The sequence below is a fragment of the Mesorhizobium sp. B4-1-3 genome (assembly GCF_006439355.1).
Classification (GTDB): Bacteria; Pseudomonadota; Alphaproteobacteria; order Rhizobiales; family Rhizobiaceae; genus Mesorhizobium.
Window position 1 is genome coordinate 26,037 of record NZ_VFTG01000023.1, and the last position, 23,896, is coordinate 49,932.

General features: G+C 61.6%; 30 protein-coding genes. 15 read left to right on the forward strand and 15 right to left on the reverse strand.

Translation table 11 applies throughout. The features are described 5' to 3' along the window. The first annotated feature begins 48 nt into the window (after positions 1 to 48). The gene (gene dinB, locus FJW06_RS23440; protein WP_140754953.1) at positions 49 to 1,134 is read left to right on the forward strand and encodes a DNA polymerase IV; all 1,086 of its coding nucleotides are present in this window, start codon (positions 49 to 51) and stop codon (positions 1,132 to 1,134) included. Between the two features lie 226 nt (positions 1,135 to 1,360). Beyond that, positions 1,361 to 1,717, forward strand: coding sequence for a hypothetical protein (locus FJW06_RS30255; RefSeq protein ID WP_181178522.1), 357 nt, complete (start codon positions 1,361 to 1,363; stop codon positions 1,715 to 1,717). A 129-nt stretch (positions 1,718 to 1,846) separates the two neighbouring features. Here the strand turns inward: FJW06_RS30255 and FJW06_RS23450 are convergent, their stop codons facing one another. Together FJW06_RS23450 and FJW06_RS23455 are read right to left on the reverse strand one after the other, a co-directional pair. Beyond that, complete coding sequence (locus FJW06_RS23450; protein ID WP_140754955.1) at positions 1,847 to 2,500, reverse strand: TenA family protein; 654 nt, start codon at positions 2,498 to 2,500, stop codon at positions 1,847 to 1,849. Positions 2,501 to 2,504: 4 nt separating this feature from the next. Further along, the gene (locus tag FJW06_RS23455; protein ID WP_140755047.1) at positions 2,505 to 3,347 is read right to left on the reverse strand and encodes a BtpA/SgcQ family protein; all 843 of its coding nucleotides are present in this window, start codon (positions 3,345 to 3,347) and stop codon (positions 2,505 to 2,507) included. Between the two features lie 25 nt (positions 3,348 to 3,372). Between FJW06_RS23455 and FJW06_RS23460 the strand changes: the two genes are divergently transcribed. Continuing rightward, positions 3,373 to 4,272, forward strand: coding sequence for a ribokinase (locus FJW06_RS23460; protein ID WP_140754957.1), 900 nt, complete (start codon positions 3,373 to 3,375; stop codon positions 4,270 to 4,272). Between the two features lie 2 nt (positions 4,273 to 4,274). Here the strand turns inward: FJW06_RS23460 and FJW06_RS23465 are convergent, their stop codons facing one another. The 7 genes from FJW06_RS23465 to FJW06_RS23495 form a co-directional block, all read right to left on the reverse strand. Further along, the gene (locus FJW06_RS23465; RefSeq protein ID WP_140754959.1) at positions 4,275 to 5,048 is read right to left on the reverse strand and encodes a glutamine amidotransferase; all 774 of its coding nucleotides are present in this window, start codon (positions 5,046 to 5,048) and stop codon (positions 4,275 to 4,277) included. Positions 5,049 to 5,091: 43 nt separating this feature from the next. Beyond that, the gene (locus tag FJW06_RS23470; RefSeq protein ID WP_140754961.1) at positions 5,092 to 6,162 is read right to left on the reverse strand and encodes a phosphotriesterase; all 1,071 of its coding nucleotides are present in this window, start codon (positions 6,160 to 6,162) and stop codon (positions 5,092 to 5,094) included. Next, on the reverse strand, positions 6,159 to 7,172 hold the full coding sequence (locus tag FJW06_RS23475; protein ID WP_140754963.1) for an ABC transporter permease: 1,014 nt from the start codon (positions 7,170 to 7,172) through the stop codon (positions 6,159 to 6,161). Before FJW06_RS23475 ends, FJW06_RS23470 begins: the two co-directional genes overlap by 4 nt. Beyond that, positions 7,169 to 7,960, reverse strand: coding sequence for an ATP-binding cassette domain-containing protein (locus FJW06_RS23480; RefSeq protein ID WP_140754965.1), 792 nt, complete (start codon positions 7,958 to 7,960; stop codon positions 7,169 to 7,171). The genes FJW06_RS23475 and FJW06_RS23480 overlap by 4 nt, the downstream gene beginning before the upstream one ends. Before the next feature lie 17 nt (positions 7,961 to 7,977). After that, entirely contained in the window at positions 7,978 to 8,937 is a 960-nt protein-coding gene (locus FJW06_RS23485; RefSeq protein WP_140754967.1) for a substrate-binding domain-containing protein, read from the reverse strand. A 40-nt stretch (positions 8,938 to 8,977) separates the two neighbouring features. Further along, entirely contained in the window at positions 8,978 to 10,000 is a 1,023-nt protein-coding gene (locus FJW06_RS23490; protein ID WP_140754969.1) for a LacI family DNA-binding transcriptional regulator, read from the reverse strand. Between the two features lie 280 nt (positions 10,001 to 10,280). After that, on the reverse strand, positions 10,281 to 10,508 hold the full coding sequence (locus FJW06_RS23495) for a KTSC domain-containing protein (RefSeq protein WP_348644070.1): 228 nt from the start codon (positions 10,506 to 10,508) through the stop codon (positions 10,281 to 10,283). Between FJW06_RS23495 and FJW06_RS30400 the strand changes: the two genes are divergently transcribed. The 3 genes from FJW06_RS30400 (at position 10,405) to FJW06_RS23510 (ending at position 11,732) form a co-directional block, all read left to right on the forward strand. After that, positions 10,405 to 10,782: a hypothetical protein gene (locus FJW06_RS30400; protein ID WP_210238994.1), complete on the forward strand. Its 378-nt coding sequence runs from the start codon at positions 10,405 to 10,407 to the stop codon at positions 10,780 to 10,782. The two genes, FJW06_RS23495 and FJW06_RS30400, sit on opposite strands and share 104 nt — an antisense overlap. Positions 10,783 to 10,887: 105 nt before the next feature. After that, complete coding sequence (locus tag FJW06_RS23505) at positions 10,888 to 11,079, forward strand: hypothetical protein (protein WP_140754973.1); 192 nt, start codon at positions 10,888 to 10,890, stop codon at positions 11,077 to 11,079. Positions 11,080 to 11,540: 461 nt separating this feature from the next. Beyond that, a complete protein-coding gene (locus FJW06_RS23510; RefSeq protein WP_140754975.1) occupies positions 11,541 to 11,732 on the forward strand; it encodes a hypothetical protein in 192 nt (63 codons plus the stop codon). 54 nt (positions 11,733 to 11,786) lie between these two features. On the opposite strand, the gene FJW06_RS23515 is transcribed toward FJW06_RS23510, so the two are convergent. The 4 genes from FJW06_RS23515 to FJW06_RS23535 all read right to left on the reverse strand — a co-directional run bounded on the left by FJW06_RS23515 (position 11,787) and on the right by FJW06_RS23535 (position 13,666). Then, positions 11,787 to 11,879 (reverse strand): putative RiPP precursor, encoded by a 93-nt coding sequence (locus FJW06_RS23515; RefSeq protein WP_140754977.1) that lies wholly within the window; start codon positions 11,877 to 11,879, stop codon positions 11,787 to 11,789. A gap of 361 nt (positions 11,880 to 12,240) precedes the next feature. Beyond that, the gene (locus FJW06_RS23525) at positions 12,241 to 12,534 is read right to left on the reverse strand and encodes a hypothetical protein (RefSeq protein ID WP_140754981.1); all 294 of its coding nucleotides are present in this window, start codon (positions 12,532 to 12,534) and stop codon (positions 12,241 to 12,243) included. Next, on the reverse strand, positions 12,531 to 12,737 hold the full coding sequence (locus FJW06_RS23530) for a hypothetical protein (protein WP_140754983.1): 207 nt from the start codon (positions 12,735 to 12,737) through the stop codon (positions 12,531 to 12,533). The genes FJW06_RS23525 and FJW06_RS23530 overlap by 4 nt, the downstream gene beginning before the upstream one ends. A 17-nt stretch (positions 12,738 to 12,754) precedes the next feature. Further along, positions 12,755 to 13,666 carry a LysR family transcriptional regulator gene (locus FJW06_RS23535; protein WP_140754985.1) on the reverse strand — a complete coding sequence of 304 codons (912 nt, stop codon included), beginning with the start codon at positions 13,664 to 13,666 and terminating at the stop codon, positions 12,755 to 12,757. A 173-nt stretch (positions 13,667 to 13,839) separates the two neighbouring features. Here FJW06_RS23535 and FJW06_RS23540 point away from each other — a divergent pair, with 173 nt between their 5' ends. The 5 genes from FJW06_RS23540 (at position 13,840) to FJW06_RS23560 (ending at position 18,102) form a co-directional block, all read left to right on the forward strand. Next, positions 13,840 to 14,061, forward strand: coding sequence for a helix-turn-helix transcriptional regulator (locus tag FJW06_RS23540; protein WP_140754987.1), 222 nt, complete (start codon positions 13,840 to 13,842; stop codon positions 14,059 to 14,061). 386 nt (positions 14,062 to 14,447) lie between these two features. Then, on the forward strand, positions 14,448 to 15,107 hold the full coding sequence (locus FJW06_RS23545) for an ABC transporter permease subunit (protein WP_140754989.1): 660 nt from the start codon (positions 14,448 to 14,450) through the stop codon (positions 15,105 to 15,107). Positions 15,108 to 15,120: 13 nt separating this feature from the next. Continuing rightward, positions 15,121 to 15,870, forward strand: a complete 750-nt coding sequence (locus FJW06_RS23550) for an ABC transporter permease subunit (RefSeq protein ID WP_140754991.1) — start codon at positions 15,121 to 15,123, stop codon at positions 15,868 to 15,870. Between the two features lie 54 nt (positions 15,871 to 15,924). Continuing rightward, a complete protein-coding gene (locus FJW06_RS23555) occupies positions 15,925 to 16,773 on the forward strand; it encodes a transporter substrate-binding domain-containing protein (protein ID WP_140754993.1) in 849 nt (282 codons plus the stop codon). 75 nt (positions 16,774 to 16,848) lie between these two features. Beyond that, a complete protein-coding gene (locus FJW06_RS23560) occupies positions 16,849 to 18,102 on the forward strand; it encodes a CapA family protein (protein ID WP_140754995.1) in 1,254 nt (417 codons plus the stop codon). A gap of 15 nt (positions 18,103 to 18,117) precedes the next feature. Here the strand turns inward: FJW06_RS23560 and FJW06_RS23565 are convergent, their stop codons facing one another. Further along, on the reverse strand, positions 18,118 to 18,627 hold the full coding sequence (locus FJW06_RS23565) for a helix-turn-helix transcriptional regulator (protein WP_181178524.1): 510 nt from the start codon (positions 18,625 to 18,627) through the stop codon (positions 18,118 to 18,120). Between the two features lie 169 nt (positions 18,628 to 18,796). On the opposite strand from FJW06_RS23565, the gene FJW06_RS23570 reads away from it, so the two are divergent. Next, positions 18,797 to 19,033: a helix-turn-helix domain-containing protein gene (locus tag FJW06_RS23570; protein WP_140754999.1), complete on the forward strand. Its 237-nt coding sequence runs from the start codon at positions 18,797 to 18,799 to the stop codon at positions 19,031 to 19,033. On the opposite strand, the gene FJW06_RS23575 is transcribed toward FJW06_RS23570, so the two are convergent. Continuing rightward, complete coding sequence (locus tag FJW06_RS23575; RefSeq protein WP_140755001.1) at positions 19,024 to 19,587, reverse strand: hypothetical protein; 564 nt, start codon at positions 19,585 to 19,587, stop codon at positions 19,024 to 19,026. The two genes, FJW06_RS23570 and FJW06_RS23575, sit on opposite strands and share 10 nt — an antisense overlap. 761 nt (positions 19,588 to 20,348) lie before the next feature. Here FJW06_RS23575 and FJW06_RS23580 point away from each other — a divergent pair. From FJW06_RS23580 to FJW06_RS23590, 3 genes are read left to right on the forward strand one after another with little or no spacing between them, the layout of a single operon-like run. Further along, positions 20,349 to 21,476, forward strand: a complete 1,128-nt coding sequence (locus FJW06_RS23580; protein WP_246674805.1) for an ABC-three component system protein — start codon at positions 20,349 to 20,351, stop codon at positions 21,474 to 21,476. Further along, complete coding sequence (locus tag FJW06_RS23585; protein WP_140755003.1) at positions 21,464 to 21,967, forward strand: ABC-three component system middle component 2; 504 nt, start codon at positions 21,464 to 21,466, stop codon at positions 21,965 to 21,967. The genes FJW06_RS23580 and FJW06_RS23585 overlap by 13 nt, the downstream gene beginning before the upstream one ends. Then, positions 21,964 to 23,826 (forward strand): AAA family ATPase, encoded by a 1,863-nt coding sequence (locus tag FJW06_RS23590; RefSeq protein WP_140755005.1) that lies wholly within the window; start codon positions 21,964 to 21,966, stop codon positions 23,824 to 23,826. The genes FJW06_RS23585 and FJW06_RS23590 overlap by 4 nt, the downstream gene beginning before the upstream one ends. Positions 23,827 to 23,896 lie beyond the last annotated feature (70 nt).

Here is a 23,896-nt window from a genome sequence, read left to right on the forward strand (position 1 = left end):
GATCCGGTAGCACGAAGCACATGTCCTGACGAAACGCACTGCAGGCATATGGCCCCTGACCGCAGCGCCGACCAGCGTAAGATCATCCATGTCGACATGGATGCGTTCTACGCGTCGGTCGAACAGCGCGACAATCCGGACCTGCGCGGCAGGCCGCTTGCCGTTGGCGGGGCCGCCGCGCGTGGCGTGGTGGTTGCCGCAAGCTACGAGGCTCGCGCTTTCGGCGTTCGCTCCGCGATGCCGTCCGTCACGGCAAAGCGCAAATGCCCCGAGCTGGTCTTCGTGCCGCCCCGCTTCGACATTTACCGGTCGGTCTCGGCCCAGATCCGCGAGGTGTTTGCCGAACACACCGATCTCATCGAACCGCTCTCGCTCGACGAGGCCTATCTCGACGTGACGCAGAACAGGCTCAACATTTCGTCCGCCGCGACGATCGCCGAGATGATCAGGGCGAAGATCCTGCTGGTGACCGGTCTCACCGCTTCCGCCGGCATCTCTTACAACAAGTTCCTCGCCAAGATGGCGTCCGACCAGAACAAGCCAAACGGCCAGTTCGTGATCACGCCCCGCCATGGGCCGGCCTACGTGGAGACGTTGCCGGTCAAGAAATTTCATGGTGTCGGTCCCGCGACCGCCGCCAAGATGGAGGCGCTGGGCATTGAGACCGGCGCCGATCTCAAGGACCGCTCGCTTGCCTTCCTGCAGCAGCATTTCGGCAAGTCGGGGCTCTGGTATTATCAGATCGCGCGCGCCATCGACGAGCGAGCGGTCGAGCCGGATCGGCCGCGCAAATCGATCGGCGCCGAGGATACGTTCGCAGCCGATATCTTCGAGTTCGCTGCAGCAAGCGCCGAACTTAGGCCGCTGACAGCCAAGGTCTGGGCACACTGCGAAGGCAAGGGCATCCGCGGCCGGACGATCACGCTGAAGGTCAAATTTGCCGATTTCCAGCAGATCACGCGCAGTCGCACCGTGTCGGTGCCAATCGAGCTCTCTGAGCTCGACCGTCTTGCAGCCGATCTCCTGAGGTCGGTATTTCCAGTACAGAAGGGGATCCGGCTGCTGGGCGTCACGCTTTCGTCGCTAGGCGATGTGTTCCCGCCGGAACAACGGCAACTTCGGTTCGAACTTTAGGACGGCCGCGAAAAGAAACGCGGCAGCCCAGCTCTGCGGATCAGCCCGCGTGTTGTCGCCGATGTCCATTTCCGGAAACGGAGCTGTTCGAGCGAGCTTGTCGCCAAGACGCGCCTCAGATGTGGCGACCGAGACGCCCAGAACCTGCAATTCACGTGTAGTGCCATGGCGCAACACAAAGAGGTGGCGCCACATAAATGCCCCCTGCTGCCCGCGGCGCAGAAGCGTGTTTCTTTTCGGTCAGTGGACTGCCTTCTTTTTGTCAGTAGCCTTGGGCTGCCCTGATTTGCCCTTTGCGGCAGCGTCTTTCGAGTGGGCCGACATCGCCGGAGCGGCGCCGGTCTTTTTGGCAGATGTCGACGTGGCAGCGGCCTTCTTCGGAGCCGCCTGCTCCGGCGCCCCCTTTTTTGCAGGCCTCTTTTTCGGCTCCTCCTTGGAAGAGAAAATGCCGGTAATGCTGTCAAGGATGGACATGGTTTTGCCCTCTGTTGAATTTGATAAAACAATACCGACTGCCGGGAAATTGTTCCATGTCAATCAGCTTCCGCTAATGGAGCAGCAATCACCTCGTGATATTAATTGAATTCGAATGATTGCGTAGAGTTCGGACGCGTAAGCCAGCCGGCGGAGGTCTCCGTCGAAAGCGCCTGCGTCCCTCCTCTCGAAAGCATCCGAGCCGTAACGAAACGCTTGGCGCGTGCGCAAGGTCCGCTCATGCAATGTCTCCATAGGCGGCATCATGGAAGGCAATCTCCAGCGCCTGGACGCGGCCGAAGACGGCGCTGAGCCGAGCCTGCCCTGCATCATCGAGGCTGGCACCCCCCTGATCGACCTGCTGCCTCAGCCATCCAGCCTGCTTGGCGAAGGTATCGCCGGCGTGCATGGCGATCCACTCCTTGAGCAGGGGATCGGCGATTGTCGCGGCGGCGACACGCTTCGACCAGGTCCAGTACATCCATTCCGCCGCAAACATCGCAACGATGATGTCGAGGAACGCTCCCTTCTCGGCTATGTCCAGCATCCCGGAGCAGAACGCCTTCACGCGCGGATCGCTTAGATCGAAGGTGCTGGGACCGATGGCACGGGCCGCCAGTGTCCTTTCGAAATAGGCGATCTGCTGGTTGGCAAGATCGTCCAGCACGGCGATCAGCCAGCGCTTCTGTTCGATGCGGCTGGCCTTGGCGGTGGCAAGTGCGAAGATGGAGATGGCCGTATCCACGAAGGCGCCCTCGTAGACCAGATAGCGGTCGAACACCTCGCACGGCAGAAGACCGCCTTCGATTTCCGTGGTGAAGCGGTGGCGAACCATGGCGTCGAAGACGGCCTCGTTTTCGCGCAAAATGCGCTCCGATAGCGTTTCGCCCATCCCCTCAGGCTCCCAGAGCCGGCTCGGCCGCGGCGCGGAAGGCACGTACGCGCTCGATGTCGACCGGATTCCACCACACGCCGCCTGACTTCAGCGACGAGGCGACGATGACGCCACTTGTGCGCTTGAGGATCTCTACGACATTAGTCTTGTCCACGCCCGAGCCGACCAGCAGCGGCAGTTGCGTGGCGGCGGCGATCTCCTCGATTTCCTCGATGGTCGCCGCATTGCCGGTCCGCTGGCCGGTGGCGATTACGCCGTCGGCATCAAAAAAGGCGAGGTCGCGCGTCAACTCGGCAATGGTGCGATCGGCGACGATGGCGTGGCTGCCGTGCTTGACGTGGCTGTCGGCGAAGACCTTGATGTGCTCGGCCCTAAGAAGGGAACGATAACGCATGGCCTCCGCCGCGCGGCCTTCCATGAAGCCCTCATTGGCGACATAGGCGTTTGCCCATTGGTTCACACGGATGAACTTCGCGCCTCCCGCCAGCGCGATGGCAAAGGCCGGTATTGGTGCGTTGGCAAGCACATTGATGCCAAGCGGCACGCCGACGGCACGCGCGATGCGATCGGTGACGATCGACATGAAAGCAGCCGTCTCATAGCCGATGTCCTCAGGCTTGGAGAATGGCACGTCGCCATGGTTTTCGATCATCAGACCATGCATTCCGCCGTCGATAAGGGCTTCGGCATCTCGCATGCAGGTATCGTAGATTGTTTCCATATCCGCGCCGCGATAACGGGGGGCACCGGGGAAAGCCGGGCAATGAATCATGCCGATCAGCGCCTTGTCGCGCCCGAATATTTCCCTTATGGCGCTGGCGGAATTGTCCGAGATTTGCTGCATTTCAAAGTCCTTCGGAAGAGTGTTCATGCATGCGTATGTCATAGGCAATGTGGCGGTCGACGAGACCATCCGGGTCGAACAGTGGCCATCGGCCGGTGCCTCGATCTTCGGCAACCATGGCTCCAGCGATCTCGGCGGAAAGGGCGCAAACCAAGCGGTGGTCATGGCACGCTGCGGCCTCGGCACCACCCTCGTGACGCCGGTGGGTGTGGATTTCCGCGCCCAGAGCATTGCCGAGCGGCTTGCCGCCGAGCCAGTCGAATGCCGGCTCCTGCGACAGGACGGCCGGAGCAGCGACTTCTCCATCATATTCACAACTCCCGACGGAGAGAACGCCATCGTGACCACGACGGACGCGGCCGAGAACCTTCGGCTCGAGGACGCGCTGCTTGCCATCCGCGAAGCACAGCCGGGCGACCTGGCGGTCTTGCAGGGCAATCTGAGCGAGGCGACGACAGAGGCGCTGTTGCGCGAAGCGCGCCGGCGCAGCATCGTCACAGCCTTCAACCCCTCGCCGCTCAGACCCTCCTTCCAGGATCTGTGGCCGCTGGTGGACATCGCCTTCCTCAATGCCGGGGAGGCGATGGCGCTGACCGGCGCGTCGAGCGAGGCGGCCGCCGCCGTGCTGCATGCGCGCGGGGTCCGCGATGTGGTGCTGACGCTCGGCGCAGATGGCGCCCTGCTCAGCGGCGGCAGTGCCCCGCTGCGGGTGCCCGCGGTGCCCGCAAACGTCGTCGACACCACCGGCGCGGGGGATACGTTTATGGGCGTAACCCTGGCCTCCGCGTTCCTGCGTGGCGCCCGCCTTGACGAACTGGCGCTGACCCACGCGGCGCGAGCGAGCGCACTTACCGTGTCGCGGAAAGGCACGCTGGGCGCCTTTCCAAGCGTGGAGGAAATGAGAGCGATCCTGGCGCAACTTTGAGGTCAGCGCTCGGCGGTCAGCCAGCCGAGAATGTTCTTCCACAGCCTGCCATAGCCTTCCCAGGCACAGAAGGCCGGCGACAGCCAGTGCGGGCCGATGTCAGAGGTCCAGGCCGCCGTGCGACCCTTGCCGTAGCTGCCGACCACAAGCAGGGGGAAGCCACCCTGGTCCTGCGGCAGCCGGGCAAGCAACTCGACGTGCGAATCCGAGCGAAGTTCAACCTCGTTGACGCCAAGCAGCGGCGGCCAGGCTTGGCCGGTCAGCCCCGCCATGACCGGATGATCCCTGCCGATGATCTCGGCTACCGTGCCCTCGGGTATCTCGACGCGATCGTCATAGGGCAAGCAGGTGACAGGCAGTGTGTCTTCCACCGGCGTGCGGCGCCAGCGGGCCTTGCCGTCGATGCCCTGGAAAGAGAAGTAGCCGCCGACCATGAGCAGACCGCCGCCCTTCTCAACCCAGGCCTTGAGCAGTTTCAGCCGGTTCGGCACGGTGCGCGAATGCAGCCACACCTCGGGCGGCAGAAGCAGCGAATTTGCTCCGATATCGGATAGGATGATGCCGTCATAAATGTCCAGCCCCGCCATCTCGAAGGGCAACTTCTCCACCGCTTCGTGCGCCGGCATGTAAGTCAGCTCATAGTCTGAGCCTTGAAGCGCCTTTACCAGCGGCTCGGCGCCAAGATGGAAGGTGACCGAGCCGAATTGGTCGAAGCCCTTGTAGTGAGTGGCTGAACTTACCCAGCTTTCGCCGACCAGGAGAACCTTCTTTGCCATGTCGTCTTTCGCTTTCTTCAGTGGGAAATTGGCGCCTTCATGGTCACGCCGACGCGTCGAAGACCGAGCGCGGATTGTCATGCACGAGCCGCTTCAGCGCGGCCTCCGCCACGCCATGTCGCCGCAGGCGCGGAAGGAAGTGCTTCGGCACGTAGGCATAGCCGTTGCCGCCATAATGGGTGAGCATCATCTTCAGGAACACGTCGTGAGAGATCAGGATGCGATCCAAATAACCGGCGTCGATCAAGCGCACGATGCCGCACGCCGCCTCGTCGTCGCTCGGACACTGCACCTGCTGGTCGGCATAAAAGAAATCCATGCCGATCATGTCGTATGCGATGAAGGCGCCGCGAGCGGCCAATGACGATTGGTAGGCGAAATCGGCATGCGAGGGGTTCATGTGGCACAGCACCGTGTGGCGCAGCTCCGCCCCCTCCTCCTCGACGATGTCGAGCACCTTATGGCCGAAACGGAACCAGCCGGGCAGATGCACCATCAGCGGCAGCCCTGTCAGCTGCTGGGCGCGTGCGGCTCCGCGCAGCGACTTCTCTTCGCTTCTTGTAAAATCGGCAGAAACGCCAATCTCGCCGATCAACCCGATCCTCACTCCGCTGCCGTCAACGCCGTCTACCGCCTCGCGCACGATCTCGGCGGCGATATCGTCGGCTGACATCGACGCCACCTTGGCCGGTTGGGAGGATGCGAGGTAGTAGCCGGCGCCCATGACGATGTTGAGCCCGCTCGCCGCCGAGATCCGGCGCATGGCCAGAGGGTCGCGACCGATGCCCTGGCAGGTGGGCTCGACCACCGTGCGCCCGCCGACGGCGGCGAACTGCTTCAGTTCCTCTACTGCCAGGGGCTCGTCGTCCAGCGTGATGTTGTGGCGGTTGACGAAAGGATCCTGGCGCAGCTCCGACAGTATCTCCATGCACACGAACCCGCCGGCCAGATATTGCCGCTCCGGCTCCTTGGGCCTGTTCCACCAGCAAAGGCAATCGTTGAGCACATGCTCGTGCATGAGCGTCATGCCAAGGTCGGCGGCGGCGACCGGGCCGGCCACCGTCATCACCTTGCCCGAGCGCACATGCGCCTCGGAGAGCGGTGCGGTCGTCATTTTGCTTTGCCTCCCGCTTTGCCCGGCAGCCGGAACTTGGCGTTGAAGATGCGGGTGTTCAGCCAGATGGCGATCAGGATGATCGCGCCAGTGACGATCTGGGTGAAGAAGGGTGAAATGTGCATCAGGATAAGGCCATTGCCGATCACGGCGATGGTGAGCGTACCGAGCAGGGTGCCAAGGATGGTGCCGCGCCCACCCATCAGCGAGGTGCCGCCAAGGACAACGGCTGCGATCACTTGCAGTTCGAAGCCGACGGCCGCGTTGGACGAACCCGAGCCAAGACGAGCGGCAATAAGCAGGCCAGCGACGGCGCAGGAAATACCCGAGATCATGTAGACCGAAGCGATGACCCAGCGCGCCGGCATGCCGACGCGACGCGCCGCTTCCATGTTGGAGCCGACGGCCACCACCTGCCGTCCGTAGCGGGTCGAGCGGATCGTGACATAGCCGACGATGGCGACGACCACAGCAATGAGTGCGGGAACGGGGATGCCGAGGATTTCGCCGCGGCCCAACATGAGGAAGCCTGGAGCGTTCTCGATCGGGATCGAATAGCCCTGGGTCAGATACAGAGCCAGCCCGCGCAGGATGGAAAGGCCGGCGAGCGTGACGATGAAGGCTGGCACGTCCTGATAGGCGACGAACCACCCTTGCCCGAGACCCATAAATGCGCCGAGCACCAGCATGGCCAGCACCGTGGCGGGCCATGGCAGGCCTGCAGCCACCAGGATGGCAGCAAGGGCATTGACCAATGCCACCTGGGAGCCGACCGACAGGTCGATGCCAGCCGTGATGATGACGAAGGTCATCGCCACCGCGACGATCAAGATGGGCGCGGCCTGTCGCAGAATGTTGAGAATGTTGCCAACGGTGAGAAAGGTGCTCGTGCCGACGGCAAAGAAGACGATGCAAGCGAAGAAGAAGATCGCGATGGAGAGGATCTGGGCGTTTTCAGTGAGGAAGTCGGCCCATGGCGAGCCTTTCGCTCTTTCGGTGTAGACGGTCATTGATGTGCGCCTTCTCCGACGATGAGCTTGACGATGTCTTCGAGGTCCGTTTCACCGATGCGGCGCTCGGCAACCTTGGCGCCTTCATACATGACGGCGATGCGGTCGCAGACGCGAAACAGGTCCTGAAGGCGATGGGTGATGAGGATGACCGAAACGCCGCGCGCCTTGACGCGGTTGATCAGCGCCAGCACTGCTTCGACTTCCGCTACGGCGAGCGCCGAGGTGGGCTCGTCCATGATCAGCACCTTCGGGTTGAAGGCAGCCGCGCGGGCTATGGCGATTGCCTGCCGCTGACCGCCGGATAGCTTCTCCACCTTGGCAGTAAGGCGAGGAATGCGGATCTCAAGCGCCTCCAGCATGCCGCGTGCGCCTTCGAGCATGGCGTTGTGATCGAGGAAGGGCCCCTTCGTGCGCTCTCGCCCAAGAAAGAGATTGCCTACCACGTCGATATGATCGCACAGGGAAAGGTCCTGAAAGACCATCTCAATGTTGCGCGCACGCGCGTCCGCCGGCCCCGAGAGCACCACCGGCTGGCCTTCTATGGTGATGGTGCCGCCATCGGGAATGTAGGTGCCCGATATGATCTTGGTCAGCGTCGACTTGCCGGCCGCGTTGTCGCCGACCAGACCGAGACACTCACCCGGATAGATGTCGAGATCGACACCCCGAAGCGCCTGGTGCGAGCCGAAGGTCTTGACGATGCCGCGCAACGAGACCCGCGGCGCGGCACCGTCGGGGAGCCCGCCGGCAGGCCGGGGGGAAGTCCCCCCGGCGGCGGCAGACATTGTGGCCCGCTGCTGGCTCATTTGAAGACGGCCCGGTATGGCTCGACATTGTCCTTGGTGACGATCGTCACGGGCACCGCGACGTTCTTATCCACGCTGCCGCCCTTGGTGATGGTGTCGAGCGCTTTTACCGCGGCCTCGCCCATGCCGGCAGGGTCCTGCTGCACGACCGCCGCCACGTAGCCCTTGTCGATGCCCGCGATTGCTTGCGCGGTCAGGTCCCAGCCGAAGATCTTGATCTGGTCCTGCTTGCCCTGGCTCTCCACGGCCGCGATAGCACCGAGCAGCGCCGGTTCGCCAGTGGCGTAGATGGCGTTCATGTCGGGATTGCCGGTGATCAGATTTTCAGCAGCGGCAAGGGCCGTGTCCTGCACGTTCTGGCCATCGACCACCGCGACCGTTTCGATTCCGTCCTTGCCCTTGATGGCGTCCTCGAAGCCCTTCTGCCGCACGTTCTGGATATAGGAGTTGAGGGCGCCGACGATCCCGATCTTGGCCTTGCCACCCATGTTGGCCTTAACATAGTCGAGGAAATGCGCACCCATGTCGGCACCGGCCTTGGCGTTATCGACGCCGATCTGCGCTTTTTGCGGACCCTTGGGCAGGATGGCGTCGATCGCCACCACCGGAATTTTGGCGTCCGCCGCCTGGTTGACAGCCGCCATGATGCCGTTGACGTCGATCGCCACGACAATAAGGCCGTTCACCTTCTGCTGGATGTAGGTCTCGATGGCGCTGTTTTGGGCCGCGGCGTCGTTGTTGGCGTTGAAGATGACCAGCTTGGCGCCGAGGGCGTCGGCCGCCTTCTGTGCGCCTTGGTTGATCTGGTTGAAGAACAGGGCCTGCTGGTTGATCTGCACCAGGGCGTAGGTCTTTTGGTCTTGCGCCACGGCAGGCGAAACCGCCCCGGCGAAGAGGCCTAGTGCGGTAAAGCCGATGGCTGCGGCGAAGGTTCTGCGGGTAGTGGTCAAGGTCATATTCGATTCTCCTCCGTGAAGTTTTTCTTCCATTGCCGACTTAACGTTTCGCGGGCGGGGCAACGGATTCCCGCACCACGATCTCGACTGGCATCAGTTCCTGCGGCGCCGGCGACGCGAGATCTTGCCAATTCGTTTCGAGAAGCAGCGCCAGCGACCGTCTGCCGATGTCCCGCACGGGCTGGCGTATGGCCGTCACCGACGGCGCGAAGAGATGAAAGGGCGCGACGTCGTCGAACCCAACAATGGAGACGTCGCCTGGAACCGAGATGCCTTGCGCGCGGAACACCTCGATCATCCCGATGGTGATCTCGTCCGATGTGGCGAAGATCGCGGTGCCCGGCATGCCATCGGCGATGAAGCGGCGGGCGGCTTCGCGGCCGAACTCGACGGTGTAGTTTCCGCGATAGGTCGCCGGCACGATGTCCTCGCCCCAATGCTCGTGCAGCGCGCGGCGCAAGCCGTCGAAGCGTCGGCGGCCGCTGATCATCTCCTCCTGGCTGCCGGCAAACAGCACGTCGCGATGTCCATGCGCGGCGAGGTGGCGACCAGCGAGGTAGCCGCCCTGTTCGTTGTCGCAGAACAGCTTCGGCACATCCGCACCCGGCACATCCTCGTCGGCGATGACGACCTTGCCGACCTGATTGATGTGCGTCGCGAGTTGGCCTTCATCGGCATGGTTTGTGACGAAGATCAGCCCGTCCACATGCTTGCGCTCGATCAACTCCAGATAAGCTACCTCGCGGCCGGTTCGGTTGAGCGTGGCAAAGAGGGAGACTGCAAGATCGCGGCTGTCGGCTTCCGCCTCGACCGCAGCCACGAAGGTGGCGAAGAACGGATTGGCGATATCGGGCACGACCAGGCCGATCGTGTCCGAGCGGCCGCGGCTGAGGCGACGCGCATGCGGGTTGGGCCTGTAGTTCAGGTCGCGGATTGCATCCTCGATGCGCTTGCGGGTCGTTTCGGGAAGAGAGAGCGAGCCATTGAGCAGGCGCGAGACGGTCGCGACGGAAACGCCGGCTGCCCCGGCGACGTCCTTCAGGCTGGCGGTTTTGTCGCTCATGCCGTTCCCCTGCTAGAGCGTCTTGTAAAGCGCTTTAGTAAAGCGCTATACCATCCGGGAAGAGCGGCGGTTTGTCAAGCCTCTGTCGCCAAAGTTGGTGAGAGCGTTTGCGGCTTTTGGCTAGCGCGGCATAACGGTCATGGGGCCAATTGACCCCCGCCGGAGGCCAAGGAGGATTCAGATTTCATCGTTGCCAAACCTGCGACCAAATCGTCGATCTCAAAGACATTCGCCAGGTTATGTGGCACCAGGGGGATCATGAGCCGCTTGAGACGGACGCCTAGTCCGGAATGCGTCGATAGCGGAAATGACTGCGAATATGGTTGTTGAAAAACCGGCCTTTGACAAAGGCCGACCGGAACGCGGCGTAAGTCTCTGGCGGAACCTCCTCGAAGTCGTAGCGCTTGCCGCTGGCAACGAACCAGACGGACAAGACTCTACTTGCCGCATCGTATTCGGTTTTCTCGATCGAGGTGGACGGCATGGCGCACCACGCTGGTTTGCTCATCGCAAACGGTCGGAATGCCGCTTTTGTTTCAGAAACACGAACCTATAACGCCGGCATGAAGACGATAGCGACGTACGATTCGGCTGCCGGGACCTTCACGCTGGAGAAGGGCGTCTGGCGAGGAACATTCCCGGTCGCGGACTTGCCGAAGTGGCTGAACTTCTATCGCCAGCAGATGGAGCGGTATCCAGCGCATGCAGGCAACTACGCGCATGATGTGGAAGCGCTCGAAGCATTGGCGGCCGAACTCCGCAGTCGGTCAGCCTGTGGATAGTAACCGCCTATTCACCTACCCCGGCGCACGGAGCCCATACTGACTGAGAGTCCGGAACAAGGCCTCGCGATCATCGTTGGTCGGTGACCGATCGGAGCGCAGTGCATGAAAAGCTATGTGGTGGAGACAATGGCCGGTGAAGTCGTGACAGCCCATCGAATAGTGACAGCCGAAACGCCGCTGGACGCCGCCAGAATCGGAACCGGCCGCGAGGTCCATGAGAGACGCGACGAGATGGAGTGGGTGCGAGTGACCGAAGAGGCCGACGCAGCCGTGTTTTGGTTCGCTTTCAAATGATCTGTGGATAGTTACCGCCCGTTCACCACGTCACCGCATGGTCATTGAAGGCACCAACGGCGTGCCTAGTCTGGTCTTGCCTCAATTGAGACGCGCCCCCGCCCAAAGCTGGCGGCCGACGCTTTCATGTTACGGACCCCAAATCCCAAGTATGCGTCGGCCGCCGGTCTTTTTCGACGAATAAAGGCGCCGAATGAAGCGATCGGTCGCTTCAGGCTGTTTTGGGCTCGATACGGCGACAACTGCGCGGCGCGCTAGACCCTGCGCCGCTCGCCTCAAGATGTCCACGGCGTTTGCATGCCGCAGGTTGAGGGCCACCTGTAATCTTATTGCGGCGAGCAAAATTGTCACAGGAATAGATGAATCCGCATGGTTCATGCGGCATACAACAAATGTTAATGCCGATTGTTCCTGAGTAGAAGAACCGATATGGCGCACGGTTAACGAGGGGCTCAGGGGCGATGAAGATGCGGCACAACGGTTTTGCCACGCCGGAACAGCTGGCGATACTTACCGAAGCCCTTAAGGAACTTGGAGCCGAACTCCCGCTGGACAGCCCCGAGCGCGAGACGCTGGCAGCGGAAATCATGACGCTGTTTGAGAACGGGATTGAAACGGTGGACGAGTTAAAGGCAGCGCTGTCCAACGCATGAAAAAAGCCCGCCGGGCGGTGAGCCGACGGGCCTCAAATTTTCAGTCCTTAGCCATCATCCGATGGCAGGCGGTACCGACGGTCCAGCAACGATGGCAGAAAGCTTGGCCTTGCGAACAAGAACGGGCTTTTCATAGGTCTTTTTCATCAAATCTCTCCAGAGCTTTAATTGCCGCCGGGCCGGCTATCCGCGGAACGATCACCGCAGCGCGATCCGTCGGAGGCCGTGTCATAGTCATGTTGGCAGTTTCCAGCAAACGATGCCGTCGAGGCACCCAGCGCGCTGACTAACAGCGCGATGAACATAAAGATTCGCATTCAAACCCCCTTATTGGTTGCGCGGCTAAGTTGAACTTGTCCGGCGGCGGGGTCAAGCCAGGGTTTATTTCCGCCGCTGTTCGTCGACACAAAGAAAACCCGCCGGCCGGAGCCAGCGGGTGAGGTAAAGGGTTGGAATGACCAGGAGCCAACCTGGCAATTCTCAAGTCGGCAAGCGCCAAAAGGTTCCGTCAGGGCACGCCTTGCTTACGCCTCAGTTCGTCGACCCCGCGCTTCATGTCTTGGATGACGTCGCGGGCTCCACACACGGCGCCGAAGTACTGACGGAGTTCGCTCAGCTGGCGGTTGAAGTCGGCGGCTGGCCGGTGGGTCGCCCGATTCCGCTCCACCCATTCGTTTCGCGTCGCGCTACCAGCTCGCAGGTCACGATGGCCCTCGACTCCGCGCTGGGCGCGCCAGTCCAATTCCTGACACGACACGGTAGTGGCGAGATCCTTGAAGTTCTGCGATGTCTGCTTGTTCATCTCGATGATCGAGCCATTAGGTCGGTCGTCGCATCGCGGATCGGCAGATAGGCGAGGCCGCCAAGCATCGCGGCGAAGATCAGCGCCAAACCAAGCGGCTCCCAGTGGCTCGATGCGCTCGGCGAGCGTGCGAAGTTCAGGCTGTTGAACCGTACGCCGCCGAGTTGCACGCGCGACGATGGGCTCAAGACAAAAGGGGCCATCTGCAGCGCCGGTCCCTTTAGTCGCTGTCGGGTCTTGAAAATGCGGCGATGATCGCCTCGAGCGACACGTTCAACGCGCCGGAGAACGTGCGGCCCTTCTGCCAGACCGCGACATAGTGATAAAGCCCCGACGGTTCCACGGGCCTCGCTTCGAGGTGAAAGGCAGCGTACTCGCGCGCGATGATCTCATTGGTTATCGCAATGCCGAGGCCCGCCGAGACATATCCGGCCTCGTGACCGTTGCAATCGAACTCGACCAGTATGTCGGGCTCCGCGCCGGCGAAGCGCAGGGCATTGAAATTCATCTGGTGGGCAGCGAATTGTGGATCGATATCGACGATGGTCTCGCCGGCGAGATCCTCGGCATCGACGTGGGCCTGGCTCGAAAACCGGTGGCCGGGAGGAAAGATGCAGACGTTGCGCGCCGATCCGAGCGGGGCCCATTCGAACAGGCGCGGGTCGAGCGGCAATCTCGAGATGCCGAGATCGGCGCGGCCGGCCAGGATGTGCTCGCCGATCTGGTCGTAGCTGCCCGAGATGGAACGCACATTCGAGGCGGTCCTGGCATGGATGATGGCAACCACCTTCGGCAGGGTGACGAAACCGAAGACCGATGGGGCGGCGATCGCGATCCGCTGCTTTTCTTCATTCTTCATCGCGAAGATGGATGCTTCCAGCCGCCCGAGCGACGTCAGCGCCATTTCGACGTTGCGCAGCAACTCCCAGGCCTCGAGCAGCGGCACGATGCGGTTGGCGGACCGTTTGAAAAGGGTGAGGCCGATGGTCGCCTCGAGCTGCTTGACATGCTGGCTAACGGCGGGCTGGCTGATGCCGAGCTCGGCAGCGGCCCGTCGTGTCGAGCCGGTTCGAAGAACGGCGCGAAAGACTTGCAACTGACGGAACTTGAAGCCGCCTGGCAGCAATTCCATTGCCTGCGCTCCTTCCAACGGGTGGGCCGAGCCCTTTGCGGTCGCTGCCTGGCAGACGCTGGGCCAAGACCTGCGGACGCCGCGCCTGAGATCATGCGCGATCCCGGAACGCTGTATAATATAGTCACTATAGTGACTGGTAAAGCTGAAGATTTGCTTATCGCTATGCGCGCATGCGCCTGGCGGAGATTTTTGGAGCAAACGTTCGCAGGGTCCGCCTGAAGCGCGGAATGACCCTGGAGTCGCTGGCGACCGAAGCGGGCCTCGCCTACAGCTATATGGGCGGCATCGAACGCGGGCAGAAAAACCCTAGCCTGGACGTGGCCGAGAGGATCGCCAAGGCGCTGGAGTGCGATCCCGTCAATCTCCTCCGCATGACCTCAGCAGACAAATAGCCGGCTCCAAGATCAGGAGCCCGCCCCTCGATCGCCTCCATCCCCAAATAGCGGAGACCAGCGCGCGGGCCGGGCCCGCGCATAGGCTTTGCTCGTCAGGCTTGCAAAGCGCCGGCTGCCTTTCTTTGCGGCGCAACGCCGGTCGAGCGACCGTCGCACAGCGAAAATCTCTCCCAGTTTAAACCTCAGGCTATAATGATCGCTTATAGCAAAAATTATAAAATTTATAGATTGAACGCCTATGAGGCGGGTCATAGCATAATACTAATCCGCCGATTAACCCAGAATTATTTGGGATAAAAACCACAATCACAGGTATGCCTGCCAGTTTTGACATTCACGACGGCGGCATGCTTTAGCGTATTGCACTTCAAGGAAAACGCCCGATGGGTGGTTTTACTGCTCAATTTGCTGTCGCCCTCACCGTCACCATCAGCCTTGGGCTGATCAGCGGCTGCCTGGGCACGGCCGCCGGATTGCTTCTGGCGATCTCGAGAGGCATGACGCACCCGCCGCTCGCCCGCATCGTGACGGCCTACACCACGATTGTGCGGGGCGTGCCTGAGCTTCTCATCATCCTGCTCATCTATTTCGGCGGGACCACGCTCGCGAGCAGGCTGGCCGGGCGCTATGTCGAGGTGAACGCGTTCAGTGCCGGTGTCATCGCGCTTTCGGTGGTTTTCAGCGGCTATGCGACCGAAGTGTTCCGAGGCGCGATTGCCGCGGTGCCCGCCGGCCAGACCGAAGCTGCCAAGGCGCTTGGCCTGGGCGCCTGGCAGCGCTGGCTTCTCGTCATCGGCCCGCAGATGCTGCGGCTGGCGCTGCCGGCCTATGGCAACCTCTGGATCTCGCTGTTCAAGGACACCGCACTCGTCTCGATCGTCGGCCTGACCGACATCATGCGCGTCGCCTATGTCGGGGCCGGGTCGCTGCGCGCGCCGTTGACCTTCTATCTGGCGGCATCAGCCCTCTACCTGTCGCTGACCACCCTCACCCTTTTGTCGATCCGCGTCGCGGAGCGGCGCTATCCCGCTCTTGGCCATTAGGAGGGCGCGCGCCATGAATTTCGGTCTGATGCTCGAGGCGGTCGCTGTCCTGCCTTCGGGCATCGCGCTGACGCTGACCCTGACTGTGCTTTCGTTGACCGCCGGATTTCTTCTGTCGGTGCCGCTGGCCTTCGTGCGCGCCTTCGGGCGTCCGGGCTTCTCGGGCGCGGCGCTGGCCTACACCTATGTCGTTCGCGGCACGCCGATGCTGGTGCAGCTCTTCCTGATCTATTACGGCCTCGGCCAGATCGAGGCGGTGCGGGCAAGCGTCTTCTGGGTGGTGCTGCGCGACCCCTTCTGGTGCGCGCTGCTTGCTTTTTCGCTGAACAGCGCCGCCCACACGACGGAGATCCTGGCGCGCGGTCTCCAGTCGGTGCCGAGGGGCGTCATCGAAGCGGCCTCATCGCTCGGGCTGAAGCGTCTCCAGACTGCCCGTCTGGTCACCTTCCCGATCGCCTTCCGGATCTCGCTCCCGGCATATGGTAACGAGGTGGTGGGCATGATCAAGGGCTCGTCGCTGGCGAGCACCGTGACGCTGCTCGAGATCACAGGCATGGCCAGGCAGATGGTTTCGACGACCTTCGCGCCCTACGAGATCTTCATCGTCGCCGGAGCGATCTACCTGCTGTTGACGTCGATTGCCGTGAAAGCAACGCAATTCCTGGAACGCAGGCTTTCGACAGAGCGGCCGCCAGCACAGCGGTCGAGATCACGATGGCGCCCGCCCCTGCCCGGCCAAGGCCTCACAACGCCGCTACCCTGACGGCGCGCCGCTCCAGAAGCTCCACCCAAGTCCAAATCATAGAAGAGGTGCATCATGCGCATACCCCTGGCTATTGCTGCCGCTATCGCAGCGCTGACGCCGGCCTTCCCGGCCAGCGCAGAGAGCGAACGCGTCGTAACCATCGCCTCCGAAGGCGCCTCGCCGCCCTGGGACGGAACAGACGACAAGGGCGAGCTCTATGGCTACGACATCGATGTCGGCCGAGAGCTTTGCCGCCGCATCGCGATCAAATGCACGTTCGTGCCGCAGGACTGGGACGGGATCATCCCGGCGCTGCTGGTGGGCAAGTTCGACGTCATCATGTCGGGCATGGCGATCACCGAGAAGCGCAAGCAGTCGATCGCCTTCTCCGTCCCCTACGCCAGCGGCTTCAACCAGTTCGTGGTGCGCAAGGAGCTCGGTCTCGATCCCGGCGACACCGGTCAGAAGATCAATCTGTCGATCATCGGGGACAAGGAGAAGGCTGCGATCGAACGCCTGCGCTCGACGCTCGGGGGAAAGGCGATCGCGGTGCTGCGCTCGTCGAATTCGGAAGCGGTGGTGAAGCAGCTCATGGGCGATGTCGTGACGATCCGCAGCTATGACAGCCTGGACAATATGAAGCTCGACCTTGCAGCCGGCCGGGTCGACGGCGGCCTTGCCGACTATTTCACGTGGCGGGATTTCCTGGAGACGCCGTCAGGTTCGGGGGCAGCGTTCTTCGGCCCCGAACTGAAGGGCGGCCTGTGGGGACCTGGCGTCGGCGCCGGCATGCGCAAGGACGACACCGAGCTGCTCACCAAGTTCAACGAGGCGATAGAGGCCGCGACGAAGGACGGGACGATCAAGGCGCTCAGCCTGAAATGGTTCAAGACCGACATCTCGCCGGCGGCCTCGAACTGAGCCTGCGCCGAACCCACACCCGACGCGGCGCCGGCTTCTAACCCGGCCCGCCCTCCCCTCCTTGAAGGTAAATTCATGAAAGACCAGTTCTGCGCCGTCTTGACCGGCCAATCCCTGATCACGCGTGACGTCCGCGATGTCAAAGACGAGTGCTTCGCAGCCGTCATCGACTTCCTGCGCCAGGGCGATGTCGTGTTCACCAATTTCGAGTCGACCATCCTCGGCAATCATGGCGGCTGGGCGACCAAGGGCAGGTATTTCGGCTATTCCAGGGCCGAGGTGCTCGATACATTGCAGGCGTTAGGCTTCAACGCGCTCGCGCTTGCCAACAACCACGCCTTCGATCTCGGCGCCGGCGGGATTCTCTCGACGCTTGAAGAAGTGGACCGCCGCGGCTTCCTTCATGCCGGCATCGGCACCGACGGGACCAGCGCCCGCAAGCCAGGCCGCCAGCATCTCGGCGGGCGAGAGGTCGCGCTTCTTGCGCTCGATGCGGGGCCCGGCCCCGCAAGCATGTATGCCGAAGACCGCACCGCGTTCCGCCCTGCCCGCCCAGGCGTGAACCGACTCAAAACCGTGCGCAAGATCGGGGTGCCGGACGGGCATCTGCGCAGGCTGGCAAGGCTCGGCGAACATCTGCAGTGCTCGGCCTTCGAGCTCACCAACTACGCGCAGCCGGAGGATCCGCTGGAGGTGACGGCTGGCAAGGAGATCAATTTTTACGGCACCGTGTTCACGCAAGCCGCCGACTTCGGCCGGCTGATCGAGATCGATCCGGAGAGTGCGGACGCCCATTTGTCAGCGATCCGGCGAGCGGCAGCGCAGGGCGATTTCGTGATCGCCTACCTGCATCACCATCATTGGGAGCCAAGCTGGCAGGACGTGCCGCGCTGGGTGCGAAACTTCGCCCGGACCTGCATCGATGCCGGCGCCAGCCTCTTCGTCAGCCACGGCGCTCCGGTTCTCCAGGCGATGGAAATCTACAACGGCTCGGCGATCTTCTACGGGTTGGGCAACTTCCTCTTCCACGTCCACGCCGACGAAACCGAGTGGGATCCGCCGGAAGTCTGGCAAAGCATCGTCGCCGCCTGCCGCTATGATGCGGGCAACAGCCTCACGGAGATAGATCTTCTGCCCGTCACGATCGGCGCAGAGCCTCAGTCTCCCGGATCGGCGATAGGCAGCCTGGTGCCAGTCGCTGCCATGGGTGGCACAGCTCGGGAAATCCTCGAGGGATTCGCCAGGCGCTCGCGTGCATTCGGCGTCGAGATCGACATACACTCGGCCCGCGGCCGCATCGAAATCCCTGCCGCCAGAAAATTCGCCTGACAGCGCCAGCCGGCGTCACGACATCCGGCGATCGGCTGACGAAGTCTTGCCCGCCGCCTCGTCATCGCCCTCCTTATCGGGCAACGCCAACTCCTCCCCCAGCGCCGCGATCAGCGAAGCGACGCGGCCGCGAACGCGCGGTGGAAGGTTCATCAGCCCCTCGATCAGGTGTCTCCCCTCGGCACTGGCGATGAACTCCAGGCGCTCATCGACAGGCAAGGGCCGCGCCCGATCGCGGCTCTCGTCATTTCCGGCCAGGCCTTCGAAGAAGCGGCTGACGGGAACGCCGAGCGAGATGGCGATCTCGTAGAGCATCGAGGCACTGACGCGATTGCGCGCATTCTCGTATTTCTGGAGCTGCTGGAAACTGATGCCGATCGCCCGTGCGAGCTGGCCCTGCGAGACGTCGGACTGGACGCGGACCGTCGCAATCTGCCTGCCGACATGCCGATCGGCGGGATGAGGGTCGTTCTCGGCTGCGGACCTTCGCGTTGTCCGAAGCAGGACGGGACGTTGCGGTTTCAACAATGCCTTGCGACGCTCCAAACTGTTCCGCCGAGAAGACGTCTGCCGCGATTCGCGCAGAAGTCTCGCTCTCGGCAATCAGCAAATCAGACAGCCACATAATACACCTTATGAGGCCTAAAATAACCCTATAGGTGGCAAAGACCCTGCCCCTGCCGTTTGTGGACGCATGGTCAGTCCACGACAGATTCGAGCCGCGCGGGCTTTGCTCGGTTGGTCGCAGCAGGAGCTTGCCGACAAGGCGATCGTCTCGCTCAACGCGCTGGCTCGTCTGGAGAACGGCAAGGTCGATTCCCGGGTCAGCACGATGCAGGCCATCGAAGCAGCCCTGACCAGGGCCGGCGTCGAGTTCTTGCCCGTTGGACAAAAGGGCGAGGGTGTTCGCCTCCTCGATCCTCAGGCTTGAGTGCCCAGCCCCATCTGCTGGTCGATCCTGACGATATCCTCCAATACCGAGCGGATCTGCGGCCATGGAAACTCGGGATCGTCCTGTGAAGGCTGCCCTTCCCTCAGGATCGCATCGAGCTTGGCCGCCACTTCGGGAAGGGACTTGGCCGGGGTCCTGGAGAGCATCTCGAGCAAATCCGCAGCACGGCCCGCCGCCTCGCGCTCAGCCTGCAACGTCGCCGAGTATCCAATTTCGCAATCGGCAGTATCCCAGCGAGCCTGACAAGCCGCCTTCTCGCCATCAGACGACTGAACGCTCGCGCAAGGAAGTCCAACCGTTTCGATCAGTTTGCGCTCCAGGCACTGCTGCTGACGGCAAAGTCTCTGAGCCTCCTCATAAGCATCCTGCCATTTCCACCATAGGGCTTCCGCAGGCCCGGTCTGCTGGCGTCTATTCGGATCTCTGCCGGCAAAGGAATTTCGGATTGATCTCGCAATTGCACTTGCCATGCCGACAACAGCTCTCCTGTGGGTGACGAGAGGCAAAGTCGTGGTATTGTCGGAATCAGCCATGATCCGAGCTCCAGACAGCTTGGGTTGTGGTTAGGCCGAACGATGTGTTGGAGCACATCGTTCGGCTGCGCAGAGGCAACCACGGATTACGTACATACCGTACATTACGGACATCGCCCTTGTCAAATACTCCGGAACCGGTCGAGACTAAAACCGAACGCTTCGAGTTGCGGCTCTCGACCGACTTGCTCAGTCGCATTGACGAATGGCGTCGCGCTCAACCAGATCTCCCCAGCAGATCTGAAGCGTTCCGGCGACTTGTGGAGGCTGGTCTAGCTGCAAAATAGCCTGGCCACACACCGATGCTGGATGAAGGCGTCTCCGGACGATCGCGATCCACTCTGAGGAATCAATTTCCCGAGCGGCGATGCAGGCAGGCAAAGTTAACGCCCGCTGGTCGCCTAAACTGGCGGATGCTACTGTTAGCCCGGCCAGTTCCAGACTGCCCTTTATGCGACTTTAGGCGCACAAATCATGAACAAAGGCTGCAATCGGGTTAAGCGGCTAGAACTCCTCCTGATCGACGAGTTCACATCGTGCTTGACATTAGGCTCACCCCCGCCCGTAATTGGTGTCTCGAACGCCAAGAACGGTCCAAATGGCCGGTTAACAAGCCCCCCGAGACAACGACCGTGCAAGGGATAGCCATACAAATCTCTGCCGCCTTTGCTTCGGTACTACCTAGTTGACTGAGACAAATGCTTGTTGACAATGACTTGGCGTAGATTCCTTATATAAACGTGGTGGGCGACTCAGAAACCTTGACTGCGGATCACGACGCTGCCGCGCCGTCGGAGGACGGCGCGGCAGCGGATTTTGTCGAGACAGAGCCAGCCCCGCCTAGCCTTACGATGCTCTCACCAACGCAGGTGCAGAGCGGGCCACCTATCGAACCTTTGGTCCGCATCGTCACCTACGATCCGGCGCAGTGGGAGACCTTCATCGAAGAGTGGGTCTCGTCTCTCAAGACGAAGTATCACAAGGTACTGCGTTACACCGGCGCGAACGATCGCGGTATCGATGTCGCAGGCTTCGCTGACAAGAACTATTTGCAAGGGGTTTGGGACAATTACCAGTGCAAGCACTACCGCGACGCCATCACGCCAGGTACCGCATGGCCAGAAATCGGCAAGATGCTCTGGCACTCGTTTAACGGTGAATTTGTTCCGCCCCGCGCCTACTACTTCGTCGCCCCGCGCGGGACCGGGACTACGCTCACGCAGTTCCTCACTAATGCGCCGGCGTTGAAGGCGGCACTAACCGAGGCTTGGCCCAAGGCCGTCGCCGACAAAATCACCGCCACGCAGTCTGTAAAGCTCGAAGGCAAGTTCGCGGAATATGTCGGCGCTTTCGACTTCTCGATATTTCAGCCGATGTCACCCCGCGAAGTGATCGAGCAACATCGCGCCACGCCCTATTTCATCGCTCGCTTCGGCGGCGGCTTGCCGCCCCGCCCCGTCGTAGGTGCACCTCCAACAGACCTGGGGGAACATGAGAGCGTCTATGTCGCCCGTCTTCTCGCCGCCTACGCCGATCATACCAAAACGAATGTTCCCGATCTTGCCGCGCTGAAGGCGTGGAAACCGCTCGAAGATCATTTCAAGCGGCAGCGCGAGTGCTTCTACCATGCCGAAGCTTTGCGCGTTTTTGTTCGGGACAAGGTGGAACCCGGCACCTTCGAGGGGTTGCAGGAAGAAATCTACCATGGTGTAGCGGACACCGCCGATAGTGACCATGCTGACGGGTTTGAGCGAGTTAAGGCTGTAACACAGGCGGCGCAGGACGTTCCGCTCGACGCCCACCCACTGGGTGCGAGCGCACTTGTGAAAGACAAGCGAGGCATTTGCCATCAGCTCGCTAATGAAGACCGACTCAAATGGACGAAATAGCCCGCGACCAGTTTTCGTTGACGTTCAACGGCCCGCTCGAGGCTGGCGTTCGCGCGGTCGCTGTGTTGGGCGCAGCCTTTCCGCGCGCCTATGACATTCAGCGGCTCACGGCGTTCGACTATCTGCTGGTGCGAACGCATCAATTAGGCGGACCCGACGACCTGCATCCAGGGACGCCGATCCAGACGCCGGCAACTGAAGTCCGACGCCGGGTGGTTCAGGACGCCCTGCATCTGATGATGACGCGCGATCTGGTCACGCGGGTCGTCAACGAAAAGGGGATCTCTTATCGGGCAGGTGAGGGTGCCGCGATGTTTCTCGATTCATTGCGTACGCCCTATATCGCAGCGTTGAAGGACCGGGCTGACTGGCTCGTCTACCATCTTGCGGATTACACAGACTTTGCGCTCGATGCGTTGATGCGCAAATTCTTCGACACTTGGGTTGTAGAGTTCCAGAACGTCGAACGCAGCCTCGGTGCAAGCGCATGAAAAAAGGTCTGCGCCTGCGGCATCTCAGTTTTCACGGACCGACGCGAGAACTGGCTACTATTCCGTTCCGTCCGGGACTCAACGTCATCCATGGCGCTTCGAACACCGGAAAGTCCTTCATCGTCGATGCCATCGATTTCATGCTCGGCGGCAAAGGGCCGCTTCGCGATATTCCGGAGCGGGTGGGTTACGACCTGATACTGCTCGCGATGGACACGCTGGAAGGGGATCAGTTCACGCTGGTTCGAAGTACCGAAGGCGGCGCGTTTCGTCTCTTCGAAGGCCTCTATTCCGAGAAGCTCCCCGTGGGTGAAGGCACGCCGCTTGCCGATGTCCATAGCGACCGGAACGAGGAAAACCTTTCGGCCTACCTGCTGGCAAAGCTCGACCTCGCCCATAAGCGAGTGAGACGGAACAAGCGCGGCGACACCAACAGCCTCAGCTTCCGTAATCTTGCGCGCCTGGTGATCATCAACGAGGAAGAGATCATCCAGCAGCGCTCGCCGCTGTCCGATGGCAACTACACGGCAGACACGACGAACACCTCCGTCTTCAAGCTGCTGCTAACGGGCGTCGACGATTCTGCACTCGCGACCGCGCAGCCGCGCACCCCCGAAGAACAAAGTCGCAGCGCCCAGCTCGACCTGCTTGATCAATTGATAGAAAGTCACCGCCGCCAGGTCAAAGAACTGGCCGGACCGCCGGACGAGCTGGAAGGCCAGCGCGAGCGGCTTGGCGAGTCCATGCGATCTCAGGGCGAGCTTCTTGCCGTCTCCGAAACAGAATTCAAGGACGCCGCCGCGCGCCGCAGGGACATCGCGCGTCGCGTCGAAGACGGAAGAGACCGGCTGACAGAGATCACCGCGCTGCTGGAGCGCTTCACATTGCTCGACGCGCACTACCGTTCCGATACGGAAAGGCTTCGCGGCATCGAAGAAGCAGGCAGCCTTTTCGGTGCTCTCGGTGCCGGCATCTGTCCGTTCTGCGGCTCGGCGCCCGAACATCATCGCAAGGCCGAATGCGATTTTGATGTGGACAAGGCAGTTGTCGCCGCACAGTCCGAGATACGCAAGATCGAAGTGCGTCAACGCGAATTGACGCAGACGATCGCAACATTGCGCAAGGAAGCCGTGAGCTTCGAGCGCCGGCTTCCGGTGCTCGAAGAGCAGCTTGCAACCGTATCCGGCGAGATCGACCGGGTAGTCGCGCCCAATTTGCGTCAGCTTAGAACCGCCTATAGACAATTGGCGGACAAGGATGGCGAGGTCCGCGAGGCGCTCGCGATTTATCGCGGCCTATCGGATCTTGAACAGCGCAAGGCCGCCCTAGAACGGGAGGGCGAAGCATCCGTCGATAGTGGAAACAGCCTCGCTGACGTCGACTTGCCGAGCACGACGGCGGACAAATTTGCCGGTGTAGTGCTCTCCACCCTAGTGGCTTGGCATTTCCCCGAGATCGACCGCGTTCACTTCGAAGCGAAGACGCGGGACCTTGTTATCAACGGCAAGAACCGGACCTCTTTCGGAAAGGGCCTTCGTGCCATCACGCAGGCGGCTTTCACGGTCAGCCTTCTCCAATATTGCCGGCAATTTGAAACTCCGCATCCAGGTTTCGTCGTCCTTGACTCCCCGCTGCTTTCCTACCGTGAGCCGGAAGGAGACGGCGACGATCTTAGCGGTACTGATCTGAACTCGCATTTTTTCAAGTTTCTTGCAGGCTTGCCGGAAGACAGGCAGGTCCTAGTCATCGAAAACACCGATCCTCCTGCCGATATTCGGGCATCGGAGCAAGCGGTCGAATTCACGAAGAAAGAAGGCCTTGGTCGCTACGGGTTCTTTCCGATCGTTCCCGCGCGGTAGGCCTCATAGCCAACCCTGGTCGCCAGGCACCGGCACAACAATGCAGTAGCTGCCAACGGGCGATCTTGTA